Source organism: Hyunsoonleella sp. 2307UL5-6 (genome assembly GCF_047345485.1).
Taxonomy (GTDB): Bacteria; Bacteroidota; Bacteroidia; order Flavobacteriales; family Flavobacteriaceae; genus Jejuia.
This window is the reverse complement of record NZ_JBLFEN010000010.1, coordinates 32,105-51,406: the sequence shown is the minus strand read 5'-3', so window position 1 is coordinate 51,406 and position 19,302 is coordinate 32,105. Positions and strand designations below refer to the sequence as shown.

The 19,302-nt window shown below is 31.5% G+C and carries 21 protein-coding genes; 10 read left to right on the top strand and 11 right to left on the bottom strand.

Going from position 1 to position 19,302, the window contains the following annotated elements:
* The first annotated feature begins 6 nt into the window (after positions 1 to 6).
* The 4 genes from ACKGJY_RS14915 (at position 7) to ACKGJY_RS14900 (ending at position 3,316) form a co-directional block, all read left to right on the top strand.
* On the top strand, positions 7 to 351 hold the full coding sequence (locus ACKGJY_RS14915; protein WP_413974700.1) for a T9SS type A sorting domain-containing protein: 345 nt from the start codon (positions 7 to 9) through the stop codon (positions 349 to 351).
* 506 nt (positions 352 to 857) lie between these two features.
* Positions 858 to 1,712: a T9SS type A sorting domain-containing protein gene (locus ACKGJY_RS14910; protein WP_413974699.1), complete on the top strand. Its 855-nt coding sequence runs from the start codon at positions 858 to 860 to the stop codon at positions 1,710 to 1,712.
* 116 nt (positions 1,713 to 1,828) lie between these two features.
* Positions 1,829 to 2,812, top strand: a complete 984-nt coding sequence (locus ACKGJY_RS14905) for an acyl transferase (protein ID WP_413974698.1) — start codon at positions 1,829 to 1,831, stop codon at positions 2,810 to 2,812.
* 57 nt (positions 2,813 to 2,869) lie between these two features.
* Positions 2,870 to 3,316 carry a YHS domain-containing (seleno)protein gene (locus ACKGJY_RS14900; protein WP_413974697.1) on the top strand — a complete coding sequence of 149 codons (447 nt, stop codon included), beginning with the start codon at positions 2,870 to 2,872 and terminating at the stop codon, positions 3,314 to 3,316.
* A gap of 118 nt (positions 3,317 to 3,434) precedes the next feature.
* Here the strand turns inward: ACKGJY_RS14900 and tyrS are convergent, their stop codons facing one another.
* Positions 3,435 to 4,730 carry a tyrosine--tRNA ligase gene (tyrS, locus tag ACKGJY_RS14895; protein WP_413974696.1) on the bottom strand — a complete coding sequence of 432 codons (1,296 nt, stop codon included), beginning with the start codon at positions 4,728 to 4,730 and terminating at the stop codon, positions 3,435 to 3,437.
* 212 nt (positions 4,731 to 4,942) lie between these two features.
* Between tyrS and ACKGJY_RS14890 the strand changes: the two genes are divergently transcribed.
* Positions 4,943 to 5,953, top strand: coding sequence for an NAD-dependent epimerase/dehydratase family protein (locus ACKGJY_RS14890; RefSeq protein WP_413974695.1), 1,011 nt, complete (start codon positions 4,943 to 4,945; stop codon positions 5,951 to 5,953).
* Here the strand turns inward: ACKGJY_RS14890 and ACKGJY_RS14885 are convergent.
* From ACKGJY_RS14885 to ACKGJY_RS14875, 3 genes are read right to left on the bottom strand one after another with little or no spacing between them, the layout of a single operon-like run.
* Positions 5,913 to 6,407 (bottom strand): DUF4296 domain-containing protein, encoded by a 495-nt coding sequence (locus tag ACKGJY_RS14885; protein WP_413974694.1) that lies wholly within the window; start codon positions 6,405 to 6,407, stop codon positions 5,913 to 5,915. The two genes, ACKGJY_RS14890 and ACKGJY_RS14885, sit on opposite strands and share 41 nt — an antisense overlap.
* Positions 6,404 to 7,750, bottom strand: a complete 1,347-nt coding sequence (locus ACKGJY_RS14880) for a dihydroorotase (RefSeq protein WP_413974693.1) — start codon at positions 7,748 to 7,750, stop codon at positions 6,404 to 6,406. The genes ACKGJY_RS14885 and ACKGJY_RS14880 overlap by 4 nt, the downstream gene beginning before the upstream one ends.
* Positions 7,751 to 7,755: 5 nt before the next feature.
* On the bottom strand, positions 7,756 to 8,481 hold the full coding sequence (locus ACKGJY_RS14875) for a polyprenol monophosphomannose synthase (RefSeq protein WP_413974724.1): 726 nt from the start codon (positions 8,479 to 8,481) through the stop codon (positions 7,756 to 7,758).
* 103 nt (positions 8,482 to 8,584) lie between these two features.
* On the opposite strand from ACKGJY_RS14875, the gene ACKGJY_RS14870 reads away from it, so the two are divergent.
* From ACKGJY_RS14870 to ACKGJY_RS14860, 3 genes are read left to right on the top strand one after another with little or no spacing between them, the layout of a single operon-like run.
* The gene (locus ACKGJY_RS14870; RefSeq protein ID WP_413974692.1) at positions 8,585 to 9,229 is read left to right on the top strand and encodes a DUF4271 domain-containing protein; all 645 of its coding nucleotides are present in this window, start codon (positions 8,585 to 8,587) and stop codon (positions 9,227 to 9,229) included.
* Between the two features lie 18 nt (positions 9,230 to 9,247).
* The gene (locus ACKGJY_RS14865) at positions 9,248 to 9,997 is read left to right on the top strand and encodes a uroporphyrinogen-III synthase (RefSeq protein ID WP_413974691.1); all 750 of its coding nucleotides are present in this window, start codon (positions 9,248 to 9,250) and stop codon (positions 9,995 to 9,997) included.
* A gap of 56 nt (positions 9,998 to 10,053) precedes the next feature.
* Positions 10,054 to 10,575 (top strand): hypothetical protein, encoded by a 522-nt coding sequence (locus ACKGJY_RS14860; protein WP_413974690.1) that lies wholly within the window; start codon positions 10,054 to 10,056, stop codon positions 10,573 to 10,575.
* A gap of 3 nt (positions 10,576 to 10,578) precedes the next feature.
* Here ACKGJY_RS14860 and pckA read toward each other — a convergent pair whose 3' ends face one another.
* Together pckA and ACKGJY_RS14850 are read right to left on the bottom strand one after the other, a co-directional pair.
* Positions 10,579 to 12,165, bottom strand: a complete 1,587-nt coding sequence (gene pckA / locus ACKGJY_RS14855) for a phosphoenolpyruvate carboxykinase (ATP) (RefSeq protein WP_413974723.1) — start codon at positions 12,163 to 12,165, stop codon at positions 10,579 to 10,581.
* 95 nt (positions 12,166 to 12,260) lie between these two features.
* A complete protein-coding gene (locus ACKGJY_RS14850; protein ID WP_413974689.1) occupies positions 12,261 to 12,647 on the bottom strand; it encodes a DUF423 domain-containing protein in 387 nt (128 codons plus the stop codon).
* A 282-nt stretch (positions 12,648 to 12,929) separates the two neighbouring features.
* Here ACKGJY_RS14850 and ACKGJY_RS14845 point away from each other — a divergent pair, with 282 nt between their 5' ends.
* Both ACKGJY_RS14845 and ACKGJY_RS14840 read left to right on the top strand, forming a co-directional pair.
* The gene (locus ACKGJY_RS14845) at positions 12,930 to 13,394 is read left to right on the top strand and encodes an Lrp/AsnC ligand binding domain-containing protein (protein ID WP_413974688.1); all 465 of its coding nucleotides are present in this window, start codon (positions 12,930 to 12,932) and stop codon (positions 13,392 to 13,394) included.
* 77 nt (positions 13,395 to 13,471) lie between these two features.
* Positions 13,472 to 14,023, top strand: a complete 552-nt coding sequence (locus ACKGJY_RS14840; RefSeq protein WP_413974687.1) for a DUF3575 domain-containing protein — start codon at positions 13,472 to 13,474, stop codon at positions 14,021 to 14,023.
* 91 nt (positions 14,024 to 14,114) lie between these two features.
* On the opposite strand, the gene ACKGJY_RS14835 is transcribed toward ACKGJY_RS14840, so the two are convergent.
* The 5 genes from ACKGJY_RS14835 to ACKGJY_RS14815 all read right to left on the bottom strand — a co-directional run bounded on the left by ACKGJY_RS14835 (position 14,115) and on the right by ACKGJY_RS14815 (position 19,270).
* Positions 14,115 to 15,659 (bottom strand): glycine--tRNA ligase, encoded by a 1,545-nt coding sequence (locus tag ACKGJY_RS14835; RefSeq protein ID WP_413974686.1) that lies wholly within the window; start codon positions 15,657 to 15,659, stop codon positions 14,115 to 14,117.
* Positions 15,660 to 15,756: 97 nt separating this feature from the next.
* Positions 15,757 to 16,404: an outer membrane beta-barrel protein gene (locus ACKGJY_RS14830; protein WP_413974685.1), complete on the bottom strand. Its 648-nt coding sequence runs from the start codon at positions 16,402 to 16,404 to the stop codon at positions 15,757 to 15,759.
* A gap of 37 nt (positions 16,405 to 16,441) precedes the next feature.
* Complete coding sequence (locus ACKGJY_RS14825) at positions 16,442 to 17,089, bottom strand: outer membrane beta-barrel protein (RefSeq protein ID WP_413974684.1); 648 nt, start codon at positions 17,087 to 17,089, stop codon at positions 16,442 to 16,444.
* 87 nt (positions 17,090 to 17,176) lie between these two features.
* Complete coding sequence (locus ACKGJY_RS14820; RefSeq protein WP_413974683.1) at positions 17,177 to 17,986, bottom strand: PoNe immunity protein domain-containing protein; 810 nt, start codon at positions 17,984 to 17,986, stop codon at positions 17,177 to 17,179.
* A gap of 3 nt (positions 17,987 to 17,989) precedes the next feature.
* The gene (locus tag ACKGJY_RS14815) at positions 17,990 to 19,270 is read right to left on the bottom strand and encodes a hypothetical protein (protein ID WP_413974682.1); all 1,281 of its coding nucleotides are present in this window, start codon (positions 19,268 to 19,270) and stop codon (positions 17,990 to 17,992) included.
* Between the last annotated feature and the right edge of the window lie 32 nt (positions 19,271 to 19,302).

Below are 19,302 nucleotides of genomic sequence, written 5' to 3'. Positions count from 1 at the left end.
CCATTTATGAAGAACATCTACCTATTATTAGTTTTCATCGTATTTTTGAGCTTACCTATCCAGAAAGTATTTGCTCAAAACAATCAGTTTTCTACAACCTTAGATAAAGGTATTGAGGGTTTATCTGTATACCCAAATCCTGTTAAAAATAGTGTATCTACAATTTTTATAACAAGTAATAATAGAACAGCACTTAAAAAAATTGCAGTTTATAATGTGTTAGGCACACAGGTTAAGAAAACCGTTTCTACAAGAAAAGCACTAGATATTTCAGACTTAAAATCAGGTGTATATATCTTAAAAATTACAGAAGATACTATAAGTGAAACACGAAAATTAGTAATAAAATAATTGCTTAGATAATTTTAACTATCTCTACAGAAGCATTATAGAAAAAAGAAATAGCCTTTAATTGAATTATAGTAATACATCTGTTTTATTTTATAATAGTTTCAAGTCAATCTATAGTCTTTTACAGAATCCTTAGCGGGAATTCAAATATTTCCTTTGAAATAAATAATAACCTCATCATATACAATATTCAAAGTAAAACGAATCTATCAATTAGGCAATCCACATCAACACTACATCATAAGACTTTATCACAATTACTAGTAGTAGACAAGTAAACTTATGTATTTAAATATTTGATAAAAACACGATAAGTTTATCTATCGTAACATTTCACATTTATATCTTTTATTGAAGCAATATCTATCTAGTAATAGTTAAAACGGCTACAAAGTTAATATACGGTTATGCCATTATAATTAAAACAACAACAATTAAACGACACTGTTGATAATCATATTATTCACTATAATTTTGCTTAATCATTTAAAAAAAAAATCTAGATTATGAAAAAACATTACATTGTAGCTTTCGCTTTTTTAACTTGTTTAACTAGTTTTAGTCAAACAGATCTTATTATAACTGGTGTGTTTGATGGCCCTTTAACAGGAGGATCTCCTAAAGTTATAGAACTATATGCTATTAACGATATACCAGCACTTACAAGATACGCTGTGGGTTCTGCCAATAATGGTGACGGTTCTGATGGCCCAGAATTAGAATTACTTGGTTCAGCCAGTGCTGGTGAATTTATTTATATTTCATCAAGTGCATTTGACTTTTTAGCTTATTTTAATTTTGCAGCAAATTTTACTTCTGATGTAGCTTCTATTAACGGTGATGATGCCATAGAGTTATTTTATGATGAAACGTCTTTTTTTGAAGGTGCTGAAAGTGTTGTTGATATTTTTGGAGATATCAATACAGATGGTACAAATCAAGATTGGGAGTATCTTGATGGATGGGCTTACCGCAATAACGACAGTGGTCCTAATACTAATTTCACATTAAGCGAATGGTCTTTTAGTGGCATTAATGCTGTAGACAATTGTACATCTAACGAAAGTTGCAACTCAACTTTTCCAATTGCAACTTTTATGAGAAGTACGCTTTTTATCAACGATAATAATATTGCTAGCTTTACTATTTATCCAAATCCAGTATCAGAAGAATTTATAAGTATAGTTAGCAATTTTAATACTAAATTAAATATTAAAATATTTGATATTATTGGTAATCAGGTTTTAAGCAAACAAATAAGCAATAATAAATTAAATATTTCTACTTTAAAAAGTGGCGTTTATATTTTAGAAGTGTCCCAAAACAATACTACATCAACAAAAAAAATAGTAGTTCAATAATTAATTTTACACACCATTATTTAAAAAGCGTTGCATATAGCAACGCTTTTTAATTTTACATACTTTTGTAGTTTCCTACTTAAAATTTAACTAAAAATTAGATTACTTTACTTTAGATGTTAAAAAATACAGATATAGTTTTTAATATAGAAACAGAGCAAGAGTTTAATTCTATTGCTCTAGATGTTTTTAAATATCAATTTGCAAACAATAAAGTATACCGTTCTTTTTGTGATTTACTATACACGCACCCAAGTGATGTAACTAAAATAAGCGATATCCCTTTTTTACCTATAGAATTTTTTAAAACTAGAAAAGTAACATGTAACCCCCAAGACACAGCAACTTTATTTACTAGCTCTGGAACTACAGGTGGTACAACTAGCAAACATTATGTTTCTAACTTAGACATTTACACAAAAAGTTTCACAAAAGGATTTAATTACTTTTACGGAGACATAGAAAACTATACGGTTTTAGCGCTATTACCATCGTACCTAGAACGCAAAGGATCATCTTTAGTATATATGGTGAATGATTTAATTATAAAATCAAAATCTAAAGAAAGTGGTTTTTATTTAGATAATATTTCAGAATTAAAAGACACACTTGTTAGTCTTGATTCATCTGGAAAAAAAATATTGTTAATTGGAGTTTCATTTGCCTTAGTAGATTTGGTTGAAACCTATAAATTTAAACTAAACAATACCATTATTATGGAAACTGGTGGTATGAAAGGTCGTAGAAAAGAACTAATTAGAACAGAGCTACACCATATTCTTAAATCTGGCTTTGGAGTTGATACTATACATAGCGAGTATGGTATGACCGAACTACTAAGTCAAGCCTATTCTGATGGAAATGGTATTTTTAAAACACCACCTTGGATGAAAGTGTTAACACGAGATACAGAAGACCCTTTAACGCTGCAAACGCACGGAAAAGCTGGAGGATTAAATATTGTAGATTTAGCAAATACCAATTCATGTTCATTTATTGCCACACAAGATTTGGGAAGAGTTTTTGATGATAACACATTTGAAGTTATTGGGCGTTTTGATCAATCTGACATTAGAGGCTGTAACTTAATGGTGCTATAGCTATAATACGATTAAGTTAATTAGTATGATTACGACTTATTTATAAACTTATACACTATGAAACAAATAACTTTTCTTTTCCTTATACTTAGTACTGCGGTATTTTCTCAAACTATAGATTATAACACAAAAAAAGGATTTGCCGCCAATGGATATGACGTAGTAGCATACTTTGCCAACAAAGCAGAAGAAGGAGACAAAACATTCCAAACCACTTTTGATGGTGTTGCTTATAAATTTTCTTCAAAAGCACATCTTAATTTATTTTTAAAGCAACCAGAACAATACGTGCCGCAATATGGTGGTTATTGTGCTTATGCTGTAGCTTTAAAAAGTGATAAGGTTTCTATAAATCCAAAATCATATTTAATAAAAAACAATAAGCTTTACTTATTCTATAATGCGTGGGGCACAAATACCTTAAAATTATGGCTTGAAGAAAATCAAAATAAGATCATTGAAACAGCCGATAAAAACTGGGAAACTATAAAATTAAAAAAATAATTAAAAACTTTGTAAGTAACTGGAAAAGGGTACGACAAAGTTAGAGCTAAGAATAAAGAAAGATTAATTTTAGTAAGTTGGTTAGTTTAAAAGCCCAATCTCTCGATTGGGCTTTGTTTTATTTAACAGTTAAAACAAAGTAATTTTTTTTACCACGCTGTAGCAATACAAACTTATTATTTATTAAATCTGCTTTAGTAATTTTGTAATCCTCTTTTACTTTTTCTTTATTTACTGAAATTGAGTTTTCTTTAAGTGCACGTCTGGCTTCACTATTTGATTTTAAAAAGCCTCCTTTTTCAGCAAGTGCAGCGATAATATCAACACCTTCTAAAATCTCAGATTCATTAATTTCAGTTTGTGGTACACCTTCAAACACATCTAAAAACGTTTGCTCGTTAAGTGCTTTTAAATCTTCACTAGTAGATTTTCCGAAGAGAATATTACTCGCTTTAATAGCATTTTCTAGGTCTGATTTAGAATGTACCATTGTTGTTATTTCTTCAGCTAAACGTTTTTGTAAAACCCGCAAATGCGGTGCTGCGTTATGCTCGGTAATAAGTGCGTTAATATCATCTTCATTTAAAAAGGTGAAAATTTTAATGTACTTCTCAGCATCTTCATCACTAGAATTTAACCAATATTGATAAAACTTATAAGGTGACGTTCTATTGGCATCAAGCCATACATTTCCACCTTCTGATTTTCCAAATTTAGAACCGTCAGATTTTGTAATTAACGGACATGTAATTGCATATCCTTTTCCACTAGCAATACGACGAATTAATTCGGTACCTGTGGTAATATTTCCCCATTGGTCGCTACCGCCCATTTGCATAGAGCAGTTATTATCTCTATATAAATGCAAAAAATCGTAACCTTGTACTAACTGATAGGTAAATTCTGTAAAACTCATACCATCAGAATCATCAGAAGATATTCTGTTTTTTACAGAATCTTTTGCCATCATATAGTTTACAGTAATATGCTTGCCCACATCTCTAATGAATTCTAAAAAAGAGAATTCTTTCATCCAGTCATAGTTATTTACCAAAACCGCAGCATTATCAGCATTACTTTCAAAATCCAAAAAATGTGCTAATTGGGCTTTTATAGCGTCTTGGTTGTGGCGCAATGTTTTTTCGTCTAAAAGGTTACGCTCGCTAGATTTACCAGACGGATCTCCAATCATACCGGTTGCACCACCAACTAAAGCTACTGGTTTATGGCCACAACGTTGATAATGTGCCAAAAGCATAATTGGTACTAAATTTCCTATATGTAAAGAATCGGCCGTAGGATCAAAGCCTACATAAGCACTTTTCATACCCTCCATTAAATGTTGTTCAGCACCAGGCATCACTGTATGTATCATGCCTCTCCATGTTAACTCTTCTACAAAATTGCTTATCATTTTCTATAAATTTAAAAAACTAGCGCAAATATAAAAATACAGTTATAAATAGTGCGTGATTATATATAATTCTTTGGACAGATAAAAGTATACTTAATTTAAAAAAAAGATATTCAATGTTTCATTGCTTAAAACAAAACTCAAAACATAATCAACCACTGAAACTATAAAAATTAAAGGCTAAAACGTTAGATATTCATTATTTTTGTAGTATGATTCTAGTAACTGGAGGCACAGGTTTAGTAGGCGCACATTTACTCTACAAATTAATTTCTAATAACAACAGTGTTAGGGCAATTTACCGAACTAAACACAAACTTGAGAACGTAAAGCGCGTGTTTTCTAGTTATACTGAAACTTATCAATCTCTTTTTAATAAGATTGAATGGGTAAAAGCCGATATTTTAAATATTCCTGATTTAGATAAAGCACTTAACAATATAGATTTTGTATATCATTGTGCTGCACTTGTATCTTTTGAACCTAATAGATACCAGCAATTAAGACGTGCAAACATTGACGGAACTGCAAATGTGGTTAACCTTTGCCTTACCAACCACGTAAAAAAAATATGTTACGTGAGTTCTATTGCAACTTTAGGCAAGCCTTTAAAAAACAAATCTATAACTGAAGAAACTCATTGGAATCCTGAAGACGACAATAGCGTATATGCTATTACTAAATATGGTGCAGAAATGGAAGTATGGCGAGGAACTCAAGAAGGTCTTGATGCGGTTATAGTAAACCCTGGTGTAATTATTGGTGGTGGAATTTGGAGTAATGGGTCTGGGAGTATCTTTAAAAAAGTTTATAATAGCATTACGTATTATACCTCTGGAACTGTAGGCTTAGTTAGCGTAAATGATGTTGTTAATATTATGTTACGTATACTAGAAAGTGATATTAAAAATGAAAAATATATTTTAGTTTCTGAAAATTGGTCTTATAAAACATTTTTGCAAACTACAGCTAAAGCTTTAAACGTAAAACCGCCAAAAAAACTAGCTACACCATTATTATTAGCATTTGGTTGGCGATTAGATTGGTTAAAACAAAAACTTACAGGAAAACGAAGAGGGCTTACCAAACAATTAGCAGCCTCTTTAAGTACTGAAACTAAGTATAGTAATTTAAAATTAACACATGCTTTAGACTACAAATTTGAGCCTATTGAAACTGTAATTATAAAGACAGGGAATCTCTATTTGAAACAGGTGCAATAAGCTTAGTGTCCTCAATATTCAAATCACTATCTATATCTAATTGTTCCAACTCTAGTTTGATAGCTTTTAATGAATCTGCAGTATCTCGCTCTAAACGTTCTTTATCAACTAAATCTTTATAATGTACTTTGAGTTTAGATAAGCTATCTTTTACTTTTACATAAATTTCGGCATAATCTTCCATATAATAGGTGTAGTATGCATTACTCTGTGCAAATTGTAAACTATCTATGTTATATTTTTTATAGATGTAAGCGTCTGTTGACACTTTAGCACTATCTAAAACTTTTTTATCTCTTCCTGTAATTGCTCCAATAAGTTTTAAATCTAGTAAAACATGAACCATGGTTTCTTCAGAAATAAGATTATCAGGTTCCTCTGGTTTATTATACTTATAGCAGGAAGACAGTACTACTAAAACACAAAACAGAACTAATATTTTTTTATATATCATCGAGAAAATGTTAATCTTTTAGCCGCTTTTACTTCTGAAAATTTAAAATTTTGATAGACTAAACTACCGTTTAGAATGGTATGTGTAATTCTAGATTTAAACGTTGCACCTTCAAAAGGCGACCAGCCACATTTATATAAAATATTATCTTTTTGTACAGTCCAAGGATTATTTAAATCTACCAACACTACATCTGCATAATATCCCTCTTTTATATAACCTCTTTTTTCTACTTGAAATAAAATAGCTGGATTATGACACATTTTTTCTACTATTTTTTCTATTGAAATCTTACCCTTGTGATACATTTCTAACATAGCAGGCAATGCATGCTGCACTAATGGACCACCAGATGGCGCTTTTGTATAAACGTTATTTTTCTCTTCTATAGTATGTGGGGCATGGTCGGTAGCAATCACATCTATTCTATCGTCTAGTAACGCCTCCCATAATTGATCTCTATCATCAGCGGTTTTAACAGCAGGATTCCACTTAATATGCGTGCCTTTTTTCTTATAATCTTCGTCTGAAAACCATAAATGATGTATACAAACCTCGGCTGTTATTTTCTTATCTTTTAAAGGTATGGTATTGGTAAACAAGTTGGTCTCTATTCCTGTTGATAAGTGGAATACATGCAATCTTGCACCAGTTTCTTTAGCTAATTTTATTGCAGTAGACGATGAAAGATAACATGCCTCTTGGCTTCTTATGATGGGATGCTTTTCTAAAGGAATATCTTCGCCATATTGTGCAACATATGTCTTTAAATTTTCTCTAATTGTGGCTTCATCTTCACAATGTACAGAAATCACCATATTTGTACTTCTAAAAATTTTCTCTAAAACTTTAGGGTCGTCAACCAACATATTCCCTGTAGAAGAGCCTAAAAATAATTTTAAACCAGCTACAGTAGTATCGTCAACTTTTAAAATCTCATCTAAATTATCATTAGTGCCACCAAACATAAATGAGTAATTTGCTAAGGATGTTTTGGATGCTATCTCAAATTTTTCCTCAAGCTTTTCAACTGTTGTGGTTTGTGGATTGGTATTGGGCATTTCTATAAAAGAAGTTATCCCGCCAGCTAAAGCCGCTTTAGATTCTGTTGCAATATTTGCTTTATGAGTTAGCCCAGGTTCTCTAAAATGGACTTGGTCGTCAATAACACCAGGTAATACATATTTGCCTTCAGCATCTATTATTGTTACATCTGCCCATTTTGCACTAATAGAAGCATTAATTTGTTTTATAAATTCGCCTTCAATTAATATATCACCATTAAAAATAGTGCCTTCGTTTACAATCTTAGCATTTTTTATAAGTGTTCTTTTTAGCTTCATTGTATTTATTTTCTTTTAAATAAACTTTTTAATTTCATTGAAATAACTCCAAAAACTGCTTCAGAAATAATCCCAGAACTTAATTTAGATGCACCTCTTGTTCTATCTGTAAAAATCACAGGAACTTCTACTATTTTAAAACCTTTAAGGTAGGTTTTAAATTTCATTTCAATTTGAAAAGCGTAGCCTATAAATTTTATACGTCTTAAATCTAAGGTTTCTAATACATGGCGTTTATAACATACAAATCCTGCTGTTGTATCAGCAATCTTCATTCCAGTAATAAACCTCACATATTTAGATGCCAAATATGACATTAAAACTCTAGCCATAGGCCAGTTTACAACATTAACACCTGTTTTATATCTGGAACCAATGGACATATCTGCCTTTCCGTTTTCACAAACTTCATATAGTCGTATTAAATCCTCAGGATCATGCGAAAAATCTGCATCCATTTCAAAAATATAGAGATAATCTCTAACCAAACACCACTTAAATCCAAGAATATAAGCAGTACCTAATCCTGATTTTTCTTTACGCTGTTTTAAATGTAATCTTCCAGGAAACTGATTTTGTAATGCTTTTACCTTATCCGAAGTACCATCTGGAGAATTATCGTCTACTATAAGAATATGTATTGCTCTAGATTGTGAAAATACAGCCTTAATGATAAGCTCTATATTTTCAATCTCATTATACGTTGGAATTATTACAACAGCGTCCTTCATGTAAACTAATAATAGGGACAAATGTACATTTTTAAGCTATTATTTTTTTTAAAAACTTCGTAATAATTCGTCACTTGTGTAAAATTTATGATAATTTTAACCCATGCTTCGAGAAGTACCATCATATACACTGTATACTATTTTACTCCTTGTGTGTTTGATAGCTATTGCCTTAGCCAAAAGTATAGCTCCAAAACGCTTTCAAGAATTTATTTTGGTTATTAGTAACTCTAAATATTTAAAGATATATGGTAAAGACCAAAAATTTTTAGATTACTACGATGGTTTATTATTTTTAAATCTAGTTATTTCAAGCGCTATATTTTGTCTATTGTGTTTTGAAAACATAACAAACACTATAGAAATAAACACTAACTTAATTATTAAATTAATGGTAGGTATTAGTATTTTTATGTTGGCAAAAGTACTCTTTGAGCGCCTATTAGCTAGCCTTTTTGAAATTGAAACTATTATAGGCGCGTATATCTTTCAAAAAATAAGTTATAAAAATTATTTAGGCCTTTTATTACTACCAATTAATGCTATTTTAATTTATACTATTGTACCTAATCAAACTATAATTTACACTGTAATTATTTTACTAGGTATTGTTAATATTAGTGGTTTAATAACCACACTCAAAATGTATCAAAATACTATAAAAACTAATTTTTTCTATTTTATTTTGTATCTTTGCGCTCTCGAAATCGCACCCTATGTAATTATTTACGCGGTTTTTGGCACATAATTAAACTATTTTGAAACTATGAAAGTGAAGACCATTTTAGTATCTCAGCCAGAACCTAAAATTGAGAACTCTCCTTACTTTGATTTAGAAGAGAAGAAGAAAGTAAAAATAGATTTTAGACCTTTTATACACGTAGAAGGTGTACCAGCAAAAGAAATTAGGCATCAAAAAATAGACTTACACAACTATACTGCTATTATTTTAACAAGTAGAAATGCGGTTGATCACTTTTTTAGAGTAGCTGACGAAATGCGTTTTAAAGTGCCAGATTCTATGAAATATTTTTGTCAGTCAGAAGCTGTTGCCTACTACCTTCAAAAATACGTAGTTTATAGAAAACGTAAAATTTATGTGGGTAAGCGCACATTTGCAGAATTATCACCTTTAATTAAAAAGTATAAGGATGAAAAATTCTTATTACCAAATACTGATAAGGTAAAACCTCTTGTTCCTGCTACATTAGATGGATTAGGCGTAGATTGGAAACAAGCTACATTTTATAAAACTGTGGTAAGCGATTTATCAGATTTAGCTAATGTTTACTATGATGTTTTAGTGTTTTTTAGCCCTTCTGGAATTGAATCATTATTTAAAAATTTTCCTGATTTTCAGCAAAATGAAACTAGAATAGCTGTTTTTGGTAATACAACTATAAAAGCTGTTGAAGAAAAAGGATTACGTGTAGATATCTCTGCACCAACGCCTGAAACTCCTTCTATGACAATGGCATTAGAAAAATATATTGATAAGGTTAATAAAGGGAAATAAACTTTTTATTTAATCATATATTAAAAGAGATGGCTATTAGCCATCTCTTTTTTTATTTGAAAAAAACTAAATTTACACAAATCGAAGTTATGTTTTTTAAAAGTAAAGTTGTCTGCAACAATCAAAGTTTTATTCTCGAAATAAATAAAGCTCAAAACGCTAAACTTGGTAGTTTATTTCAATTGATTGAAACAGGAAAATTGGACATTTCGAAAGCAAAAAATATTGAGATTATTACAGATTGTATTATGAAAAAAATAAAAAAATCTGATAACGCATTTCTTCTTTGGCTGTTTTTGATAGGAGAGCATATCAACATAAAATATGACACTAAATGGGCATTGATACGTTTCAACATATCACAATTTGATGATAACTGTTTTTATCCAATACTTATAAATTCAGAAAAAGATATTTGGTTAGCTGGTACTGATCTTTCAAGATATTATTATGATAAAAGAAGAATGCACGGTATCGGCTTTCTTACTTTTTATAAAACATTTATTGAAAGAGTTCTAGGTAAAACCAAACTTTCTAACTATGAAGGAATCATAAAAGAGCTGATTATTTTAGAATAATATTTAAAACGCATAACGCTGAGGGCCTCCGCGTCTTATTTCTTCACTACAGTGCATTTCAAACTTTTTAAAATTTTCTCTAAATGCATTGGTGAGTTTAAAAGCTGTAGTATAGTATGCCTTATCGTCATTCCAAGTTGCTCTTGGACTTAAAACACTGGTTGGTACACCAGGACAACTTCTAGGTTGCGCTACACCAAATACTGAATGTATATGATAATCATCATAATTGTACAACCCTAAATCACCGTCCAATACCGCATTTATCATAGCACGCGTATATTTTAATTCCATACGTGTTCCAACGCCGTAAGGTCCACCAGTCCAACCTGTGTTAATTAACCACACATTAACCCCTGCAGCTATCATTTTATTACTTAACATTTCTGCGTATTTAGCAGGATGTAAAGGCATAAAGGGAGCACCAAAACATGCTGAAAAGGAAGGTTGAGGCTCCTTTATACCAGCTTCTGTCCCAGCTACTTTAGCTGTATAACCAGAAATAAAATGGTACGCAGCCTGACTTGGCGTTAATTTAGAAATAGGTGGTATAACGCCAAAGGCGTCGGCAGTTAAAAAGAATATGTTTTTAGGATTCTTACCTACAGATGGTACTTTTATATTTTCAATATGATGAATAGGGTAACTTACTCTTGTATTTTGAGTAATATATGTATCTTCAAAATTAACCTCGCCTGCATCATTTAAAATTACGTTTTCAAGAATAGCACCAGGCTTTATTGCGTCATATATTTCAGGCTCTTTATCTCTTGATAGGTTTATCACTTTAGCGTAACAACCACCTTCAAAATTAAAAACAGAATTCTCATTAGTCCAACCGTGTTCATCATCGCCAATTAAGCTACGATTAGCATCGGTAGAAAGCGTAGTTTTACCTGTACCAGATAATCCGAAGAAAATAGCTGTATCACCAGCCTTACCAACATTAGCACTACAATGCATTGGTAACGTATTCTTTTCTACAGGAAGTATAAAATTTAATGCTGAAAAAATCCCTTTTTTAATTTCACCAGTATACCCTGTACCTCCAATTAAAGCAATTTTTTTTGTAAAGTTTAAAATGGCAAAATTATGTTGACGTGTGCCATCAACATTAGCATCTGCCATAAAACTCGGTGCATTTATTACTGTCCATTGTGCCTCAAACTGCTCTAACTCCTCAGTTGTTGGCCTTAAAAACATATTGTAGGCAAACATATTACTCCAAGGATACTCATTAATCACCCGAATATTTAATTTATAGTCAGCATCTGCACACGCATAACAATCCCTAACAAATACCTCTTTATTAGATAAATATTCCACAACTTTATCATAAAGCTTATCAAAGTTTTCAGAAGAAAAAGGAATATTAATTGTACCCCACCATACTTTATCTTCTGTTATTGCATCTTTAACTATAAATCTATCTTTTGGAGACCGACCAGTAAATTCACCCGTATTAACAGCTAAAGCACCAGAAGAAGCTTTAACACCTTGCCCCTTTTCTATAGTGATACGTTGTAAATCTTCGGAAGATAATTGATAATGTATTTTTGTACTCTTTATACCATATTGCTCTAAAGACATCATATGTTTACAGAAATTAATTTAAATGATTTGTTGATTGATTATTACACAAAACTATGATAAATATTCAAATCAAAAATATAATATTTTTAATTTTAAGACTTTATTTTTAAGAAATTCACAATAACTACAATCCAAGATATAATTAAAAGCAACCCGCCAATCGGAGTTATAAATCCTATTTTTTTAAAGTCAAAATTTGATAACGCATTAGTTGCAAGACCATAAATAGAACCAGAAAACAAAATAACACCAGCAATTACAAGGTAAAAAATTATGGTTTTGTATTGCGGTGCAACAAGTGAAGAACTGCCCACAAAAAGTAAAAATAGTGCATGATACATTTGGTAGCGCACGCCAGTTTCAAAAGTTTGAAGGTTATCAGGAGACAAATGTGCTTTTAGTCCGTGAGATGCGAATGCCCCAAGAATAATGGCAAACATACCCATAACTGCTGCTGTAATTAATATAATTTTAGTCATTTTTTACACATAAATTTAGTTTCTCAAATTTACTTAACTATAGCCACTTTGCGAAAGGTTTTTAAGTTTAGTAGCAATACATTTGATGCAATCTTTTTATTTAGGCAACTTACCTAACCAGAGGTATGCATGCAAGTTATGTAAAAAGGGTAGTTTTTTAGCAGTTGCTCTGTAAGAGTAGCCTAAACTAGAAACTTACTATTTAACGCAAATACTATACGTTAAAAAAATATTTCTTTTTGAAATCAAATTACTACTTTTACCTTCTAATTTATAATACTTATGGCTAAAAAAAAACAGACCGAAATTGATGGTATAGATAAAAAAATACTGCGTACTTTAATGGAAGATGCGCGTACGCCAATACTAGAAATTGCTAGAAACGTTGGTATTTCTGGAGCAGCAATTCATCAACGCTTGCGTAAATTAGAAAAATCTGGCCTTTTAGCTGGCTCTAAATTTGTTGTAAACCCAGAAGTTTTAGGGTTTGATACTATGGCTTTTGTTGGTGTATATTTTGACAAGGCTGCAGATGCACCATTAATCATTAAACTTTTAAAGCGAGTACCCGAAGTTTTAGAATGCCATTACACCACGGGTAACTGGAATGTATTTTTAAAAGTAATTTGTAAAAGTAATGATCACCTAATGCAAACATTAAATACCATACAAGAAATGAATGGTGTATCGCGTACAGAAACTTTTATTTCTTTATCGCAGTTGATACAACGTCAAGTTAAAATATAATTTAAAAAACTTACAATACTTTGCAATAAAACATTATAAATAATGTTATCGTAACAGCTAACTAATCTATAACAAATATGAAAAAAATATGTCTTTTAGCGCTTTTAGCGTTATTTGCTTTTAATACTTCTTTTTCTCAAGCAAAGGATAGTAAAACTAATACTAGCGATACTTCAACTAACTTTAATGAACTAAAACTAAACGGACTCTTCCTAATTGTTGGAGCATTAGAGTTGACTTACGAAAGAACTTTAAATGAAGAATCTGGTGCGGGTATCACAGTTTTTTTTCCTATTGATGATGATGTAGACGATGTAAACTATTTTATATCGCCTTATTACCGTTTTTATTTTGGAAAAAAATATGCTTCAGGATTTTACGTAGAAGGATTTGGAATGCTAAACTCAACAGATACTTTTGCTTTTAATAATAATGATTTTGATAGCAGGATAACCACAAATGAAACTACTGATTTTGCCTTAGGTATTGGTATAGGTGGAAAATGGGTTACAAAAAGTGGTTTTATAGCCGAAATTGGTGTTGGGTTAGGTAGAAACCTATTCAATAATAATGAGCAAGACTTTGAATTTATAGGTAAAGGTGGTATAAATTTAGGGTATAGATTTTAACATCTATTACAGATTACAAATAAAAAAATGCCTTAACAATTCTGTTAAGGCATTTTTTTATTGCTCTTTATTTCTTTTTTCAAAGATAGTATTACTTCATTTTCATTAACCAATGACGTACATCAACTTCTTTTTTAATAATGGCTCTTAAATCATCAATTTTAACACGTTCTTGCGCCATGGTGTCTCTATGACGAATGGTGACCGTATTATCTTGTAACGTATCATGATCTACTGTGATACAAAATGGTGTACCATTAGCATCTTGCCTTCTATAGCGCTTTCCTACTGTATCTTTTTCTTCATAAATCACATTGAAATCCCACTTTAGGTCTTCAACAATTTGTTTTGCTACTTCAGGCAAACCATCTTTAGCTAATAATGGAAATATTGCTGCTTTTGTTGGCGCTAAAACCGATGGCAATTTTAAAACCGTTCGTGTTTTACCATCGCCCAAATCTTCTTCTTCTAACGCATTAGAAAAAACAGCTAAAAACATACGGTCTAAACCTATAGATGTTTCTAACACATACGGTGTATAACTCTCTTTATCTTCGTTATCGTAATACTGTAATTTTTTACCCGAATGTTCTTCATGGGCTTTTAAATCAAAATCGGTTCTAGAATGTATACCTTCAAGTTCTTTAAATCCAAAAGGAAATTTAAACTCAATATCAGCAGCAGCATCGGCGTAATGTGCCAACTTTTCATGGTCGTGAAAACGGTAATTCTCTTCGCCCAAACCTAATGATAAATGCCACTTCATTCTATGCGCTTTCCAATGCTCATACCATTTCCCTTGGGTGCCAGGTTTAATAAAAAATTGCATTTCCATCTGCTCAAACTCACGCATTCTAAAAATAAATTGTCTTGCAACAATTTCATTTCTAAAAGCTTTACCTGTTTGCGCAATACCAAACGGAATTTTTAAACGGCTTGTTTTTTGTACGTTTAAAAAGTTTACAAAAATACCTTGTGCGGTTTCTGGTCTTAAATATAAATCCATCGCAGTTTCAGCAGATGCACCTAACTTTGTACCAAACATTAAATTAAACTGCTTTACATCCGTCCAATTTTTACTTCCGGTCATTGGGTCTGCAATGGCTAGTTCTTCTATCAACGCTTTCACATCAGCCAAATCTTCATTTTCTAAAGACTTTGCCATTCTAGACAAAATAGTATTTATCTTTTCTTGATAACCAACAACACGAGCATTTGTAGACAAAAACTCTTCTTTATTAAAAGCAGCTCCAAAGCGTTTTGCTGCTTTTTTTACCTCTTTATCAATTTTCGCTTCAATTTTAGCGCAGTAATCTTCAATTAACACATCGGCACGATAGCGTTTTTTAGAATCTTTATTATCAATTAAAGGGTCGTTAAACGCATCTACATGCCCAGAGGCTTTCCATGTCGTGGGATGCATAAAAATTGCAGCATCTATACCTACAATATTTTCATTCATCTGTACCATGGCACGCCACCAGTAGTCTCTAATATTCTTTTTTAATTCTGCACCGTTTTGTGCGTAGTCGTAAACTGCGCTTAAACCATCATAAATTTCACTACTTTGAAATACATAACCATATTCCTTAGCATGCGAAATAACCTTCTTAAATGTATCGTCTTGATTTGCCATAGCTGCAAAAATATAAAAGTGTAATGAACTTATTTATGAGAATAATAGAAATATTTGGTTTTAAAACAAAAGACTTCCTAAATATTAAACGGCATCACTATTTTATAAAATAAACTAACCCAACCAATAGATCTGATGCATTAAATCTTATATCAAAATTTTCTCGCTTACTATCTCGAACAAAATTTCTCGAATCTTCATTTTTTGTGCTAGAGTATCCTATAAACCCAAAATCTGCTACAAATGCCAGTTTATTATTTAAACTAAATGTAAAACCAGGCGTTATTCCTAAGCTAAATTGATTTGCTTCTATAGTTTGATTTGTATTGAAATCTTCCTGTGAAATAGCTTCATAACCAACACGTCCTTGTAAGTTAAACAATAAAGCTTTACTGATACTAAAATATTTTTTAATATAAGGAAAGAAGCCAATGCCATAAGTTTGTAAATCGGGACCTAAAAATCTTCGAGATGCCTCAACATCTGTTGTTTCTCTAAGTGCAGAAAATCTAACTTCAGCACCAATTACTAAATTATTTTTTATAGCATAACCTACCGATGGCGCAACTAAAAAATTATGTGTAACTGGGTTTACATCAGTACCATCTTCTTTACTTTTTTGGTAACTGTAATTTAACGACAACCCTATTTCTTTAGTGCCTTTAGTAATAGTGAATTTTTCTTCTTCTTGACTGTAAATTAAAGTAGTAGTTAATAAAGCTAATAGGTATATATGAAATTTCATGATTTTAAATTTATTGATTTTACTTGTTTTTGTTGGTTTATCGCAAAACATAGATTACACCAACGCTTAGATTAGACGTTTGAAAATTAAATCCGAAACTATCCTGAGTTTCTTTAGTATCAGAGAAGTCAGATTCAATTTCAGCTTTAAACCTCAAATAGCTTAACCCGCCTAAATTAAGTTTAAAAGCTAGATTGTTGTTAATGCTATACGTAATACCCGGAATTATATTTATTGCTAAAAACGTACTATCTAAGCTTAAAGGTATATCTGTATTTTCTGTTTTTCCAACCGAATAACTAAATTGCCCTTCTACATCAAAAAGTAATGCTTTAGTAATGTTAAAATACCTTGTTATAAAAGGTGATAAACCTATAAAATTGCTTTTTGAATTTGGGACACTAAACTGTGTTTCAGGGGCTATTTGCCCGTTCGCATGTAGGTAATCTATACCTGTACCAATAACCAAATTATCATTAATTGCATAACCTACTTTTGGTGACACAATAAGTCTTGTACCTGTTGTTTCTGTGTTTCCAGAAACCTCTTTATTCTTTTGTGAGCTGTAATTTATGGAGCCACCTAACAGCCAATTCCCCTTTGTTATAGTAAACCGTTCTTCTTTTTCTTGGCTACTACATACACTTGCCACACATAAAGCAAGCAGTACTATTTGTTTTTTCATTTTTTCTATTTTCTATTTTCTAAGGGCATTAAAAAAAACACCTAAGTTTTTAGGCTTCGGTGCTAAAATTGTCAAAGTATTATAATCTTATAGCCCCAACCTGCCTAAAAAACCCTTTTTCTTGGGCTCTTCCATTGGTGGATGCACTAAATCTTTTGGATAATACTGGTTATCAATAAAACTGCTATCGTCTAGCCCCATAATTTTAACCACTGCAGCAGCCTCAAAACTCCAGTAACCATAATAAATATCATGTCTACTATTATGTAGGTCTTTAACCCCCGTATCCTTTTGTATATTATACCAATCTTTTTTTAAATACATATCCATTTGTTCTGCTGCTTCCTCTTTGTTAGGTAAATCAATAATGTTTCTTAGTCTGCTATAAGCTTCTGGAATACCAAAATACCTTTGATAACTTTCTGATTCTATTGGTTGTCTATCAGATAGTTTTGCAGAAATAATAAATTCAAATAATTCATCCTTAATTCCGTCTCTATCTATTATTTCCACTAAAGTCTGAAATTTTTCAGAAGGAATATTGAATAAATATCCTAAAGACAACATATTTAACATTTGATTATATGCACTTATTCCATATTGGTTTAAATCAATTTCACCATCATTAATTTTCCAAGATCCTTTCCCCTTCCATCCTTCATAGCTTAAATAGACAGCAGAATAATAATCTTCTAAAAGATTTACTACTGGATATCCACTTGAATATTTTGCAATACAGATGTAAAGCTGATTTTTGGACATATCTGCTTTTACTATTTCTATTCTTTCTTTTGGTACTTTTTTCTGAGATATTTCTTTAACACGCTTTTTGTGCAGTATACTACCGTTAGCTATATAATTTCTAAAATAATCAAGCCCCTTTATTGTATCTCTCATAAATCAATTAAACGTAAAAATCCCAATTACATTACCAAATCTATCTAATTTTTTTAATACAGTTGTTCCATTTTCAGTCACAGTAGATAAAACCCGTATATATCCATCACGCAAAATATCGCTTGCTGTACCAGGTCCAACTGCATCTAACAACCTTGTTCCACCTCTAATCCAATTATCACTCATTTGTTTACCATCCAAAGTATTTCCTAATCTAGCCGATCCATATTTAGATTCAATAATATAAAACTTTCCATCTTTTCTAAATACATGATCAATACCAGATTCTCCCCAACCATCTAGCAAATCTCCATTTTGTCCTTTTCTAATATGTAATGCTTCAAATCCATTCTCTGCAAATTTAACATCTGTAGCAACTTCTCCAAAAACACCTTTAGCATTTCTACTTGCACCTTTTATAGTGTTTCCTCTAAACTTATCTATCACACCTTTTTGAGTATCATAAATAGCATCTAAAGTTTTATCTAGTGCTCTTAAAAGTTTTTTAACAGCATCATCTCCTCTGGCAATAACTTCACCTGCTTTCTTTAAAACTAACTGACCTGCTTCAACTACAACTTGATATCCTTTTTTAGTAACTTTACTCACTGCCCCTAAAACACCTCTTACTTTACGATATAACTTTAAAGCTTTCCTAAAAGCCCTAGCACCTTTTATAGCACCTTTTATAGGCCCTAAACTTGTAGAACTAATTATTATACCACCAATAGCTAAAGAAGCACCTAATACGTCACCTGAATCTATGGAGTTTAAAAGGTCGTAATAATCGCCTGCAGGGGTAAAGCCTATTAATATTTCACCAAGTAAGGGCACCATCATCTCACCAAAAGCCTGCCATTCTTCTGCATTTTGAGGCCAAAAACTGCTACCATTTTCTCCTATATCTTCGGCAATATCATCTATAGCAGATATTTCTGCTACTTCTTGATTTACAAGCCGCAATCCTTCGGGGTCTCGATCTACCATCTTGGTAAACTCCAACCCTTCTGCAAATCCTGTTTCTAGAATATCATGAGCACTATCAGTAATTGCTTGGTGGTGTTGTAGCTTTAAAAAATTATTTCTGGCTATCTCGTTGGTAAACATATCGGCAATAGCCATTGCGCCATCATCATTGGTAAAATTTAATACTTCTGCTACCCTATTTTCATAATCTACATAGGCCAATTGATCCATACCCGATGGTGCATTTTGTAACATATCTTGTACGTCTTCATGAAATGCCTTGAGATCTTTTAAATATTGATCTAAATTGCTTTTCACGCCATGCCCTCTGGCATGATCAATACGTATCT

Coding starts and splice junctions, on each gene's coding strand:
- ACKGJY_RS14830 (WP_413974685.1), bottom strand. CDS start 16,404: ATGAAATTTCATATATACCTATTAGCTTTATTAACTACTACTTTAATT.
- pckA (WP_413974723.1), bottom strand. CDS start 12,165: ATGTCTTTAGAGCAATATGGTATAAAGAGTACAAAAATACATTATCAA.
- ACKGJY_RS14865 (WP_413974691.1), top strand. CDS start 9,248: ATGAAAGTGAAGACCATTTTAGTATCTCAGCCAGAACCTAAAATTGAG.
- tyrS (WP_413974696.1), bottom strand. CDS start 4,730: ATGATAAGCAATTTTGTAGAAGAGTTAACATGGAGAGGCATGATACAT.
- ACKGJY_RS14880 (WP_413974693.1), bottom strand. CDS start 7,750: ATGAAGCTAAAAAGAACACTTATAAAAAATGCTAAGATTGTAAACGAA.
- ACKGJY_RS14905 (WP_413974698.1), top strand. CDS start 1,829: ATGTTAAAAAATACAGATATAGTTTTTAATATAGAAACAGAGCAAGAG.
- ACKGJY_RS14840 (WP_413974687.1), top strand. CDS start 13,472: ATGAAAAAAATATGTCTTTTAGCGCTTTTAGCGTTATTTGCTTTTAAT.
- ACKGJY_RS14850 (WP_413974689.1), bottom strand. CDS start 12,647: ATGACTAAAATTATATTAATTACAGCAGCAGTTATGGGTATGTTTGCC.
- ACKGJY_RS14870 (WP_413974692.1), top strand. CDS start 8,585: ATGCTTCGAGAAGTACCATCATATACACTGTATACTATTTTACTCCTT.
- ACKGJY_RS14890 (WP_413974695.1), top strand. CDS start 4,943: ATGATTCTAGTAACTGGAGGCACAGGTTTAGTAGGCGCACATTTACTC.
- ACKGJY_RS14900 (WP_413974697.1), top strand. CDS start 2,870: ATGAAACAAATAACTTTTCTTTTCCTTATACTTAGTACTGCGGTATTT.
- ACKGJY_RS14835 (WP_413974686.1), bottom strand. CDS start 15,659: ATGGCAAATCAAGACGATACATTTAAGAAGGTTATTTCGCATGCTAAG.
- ACKGJY_RS14885 (WP_413974694.1), bottom strand. CDS start 6,407: ATGATATATAAAAAAATATTAGTTCTGTTTTGTGTTTTAGTAGTACTG.
- ACKGJY_RS14910 (WP_413974699.1), top strand. CDS start 858: ATGAAAAAACATTACATTGTAGCTTTCGCTTTTTTAACTTGTTTAACT.
- ACKGJY_RS14915 (WP_413974700.1), top strand. CDS start 7: ATGAAGAACATCTACCTATTATTAGTTTTCATCGTATTTTTGAGCTTA.
- ACKGJY_RS14845 (WP_413974688.1), top strand. CDS start 12,930: ATGGCTAAAAAAAAACAGACCGAAATTGATGGTATAGATAAAAAAATA.
- ACKGJY_RS14820 (WP_413974683.1), bottom strand. CDS start 17,986: ATGAGAGATACAATAAAGGGGCTTGATTATTTTAGAAATTATATAGCT.
- ACKGJY_RS14875 (WP_413974724.1), bottom strand. CDS start 8,481: ATGAAGGACGCTGTTGTAATAATTCCAACGTATAATGAGATTGAAAAT.
- ACKGJY_RS14825 (WP_413974684.1), bottom strand. CDS start 17,089: ATGAAAAAACAAATAGTACTGCTTGCTTTATGTGTGGCAAGTGTATGT.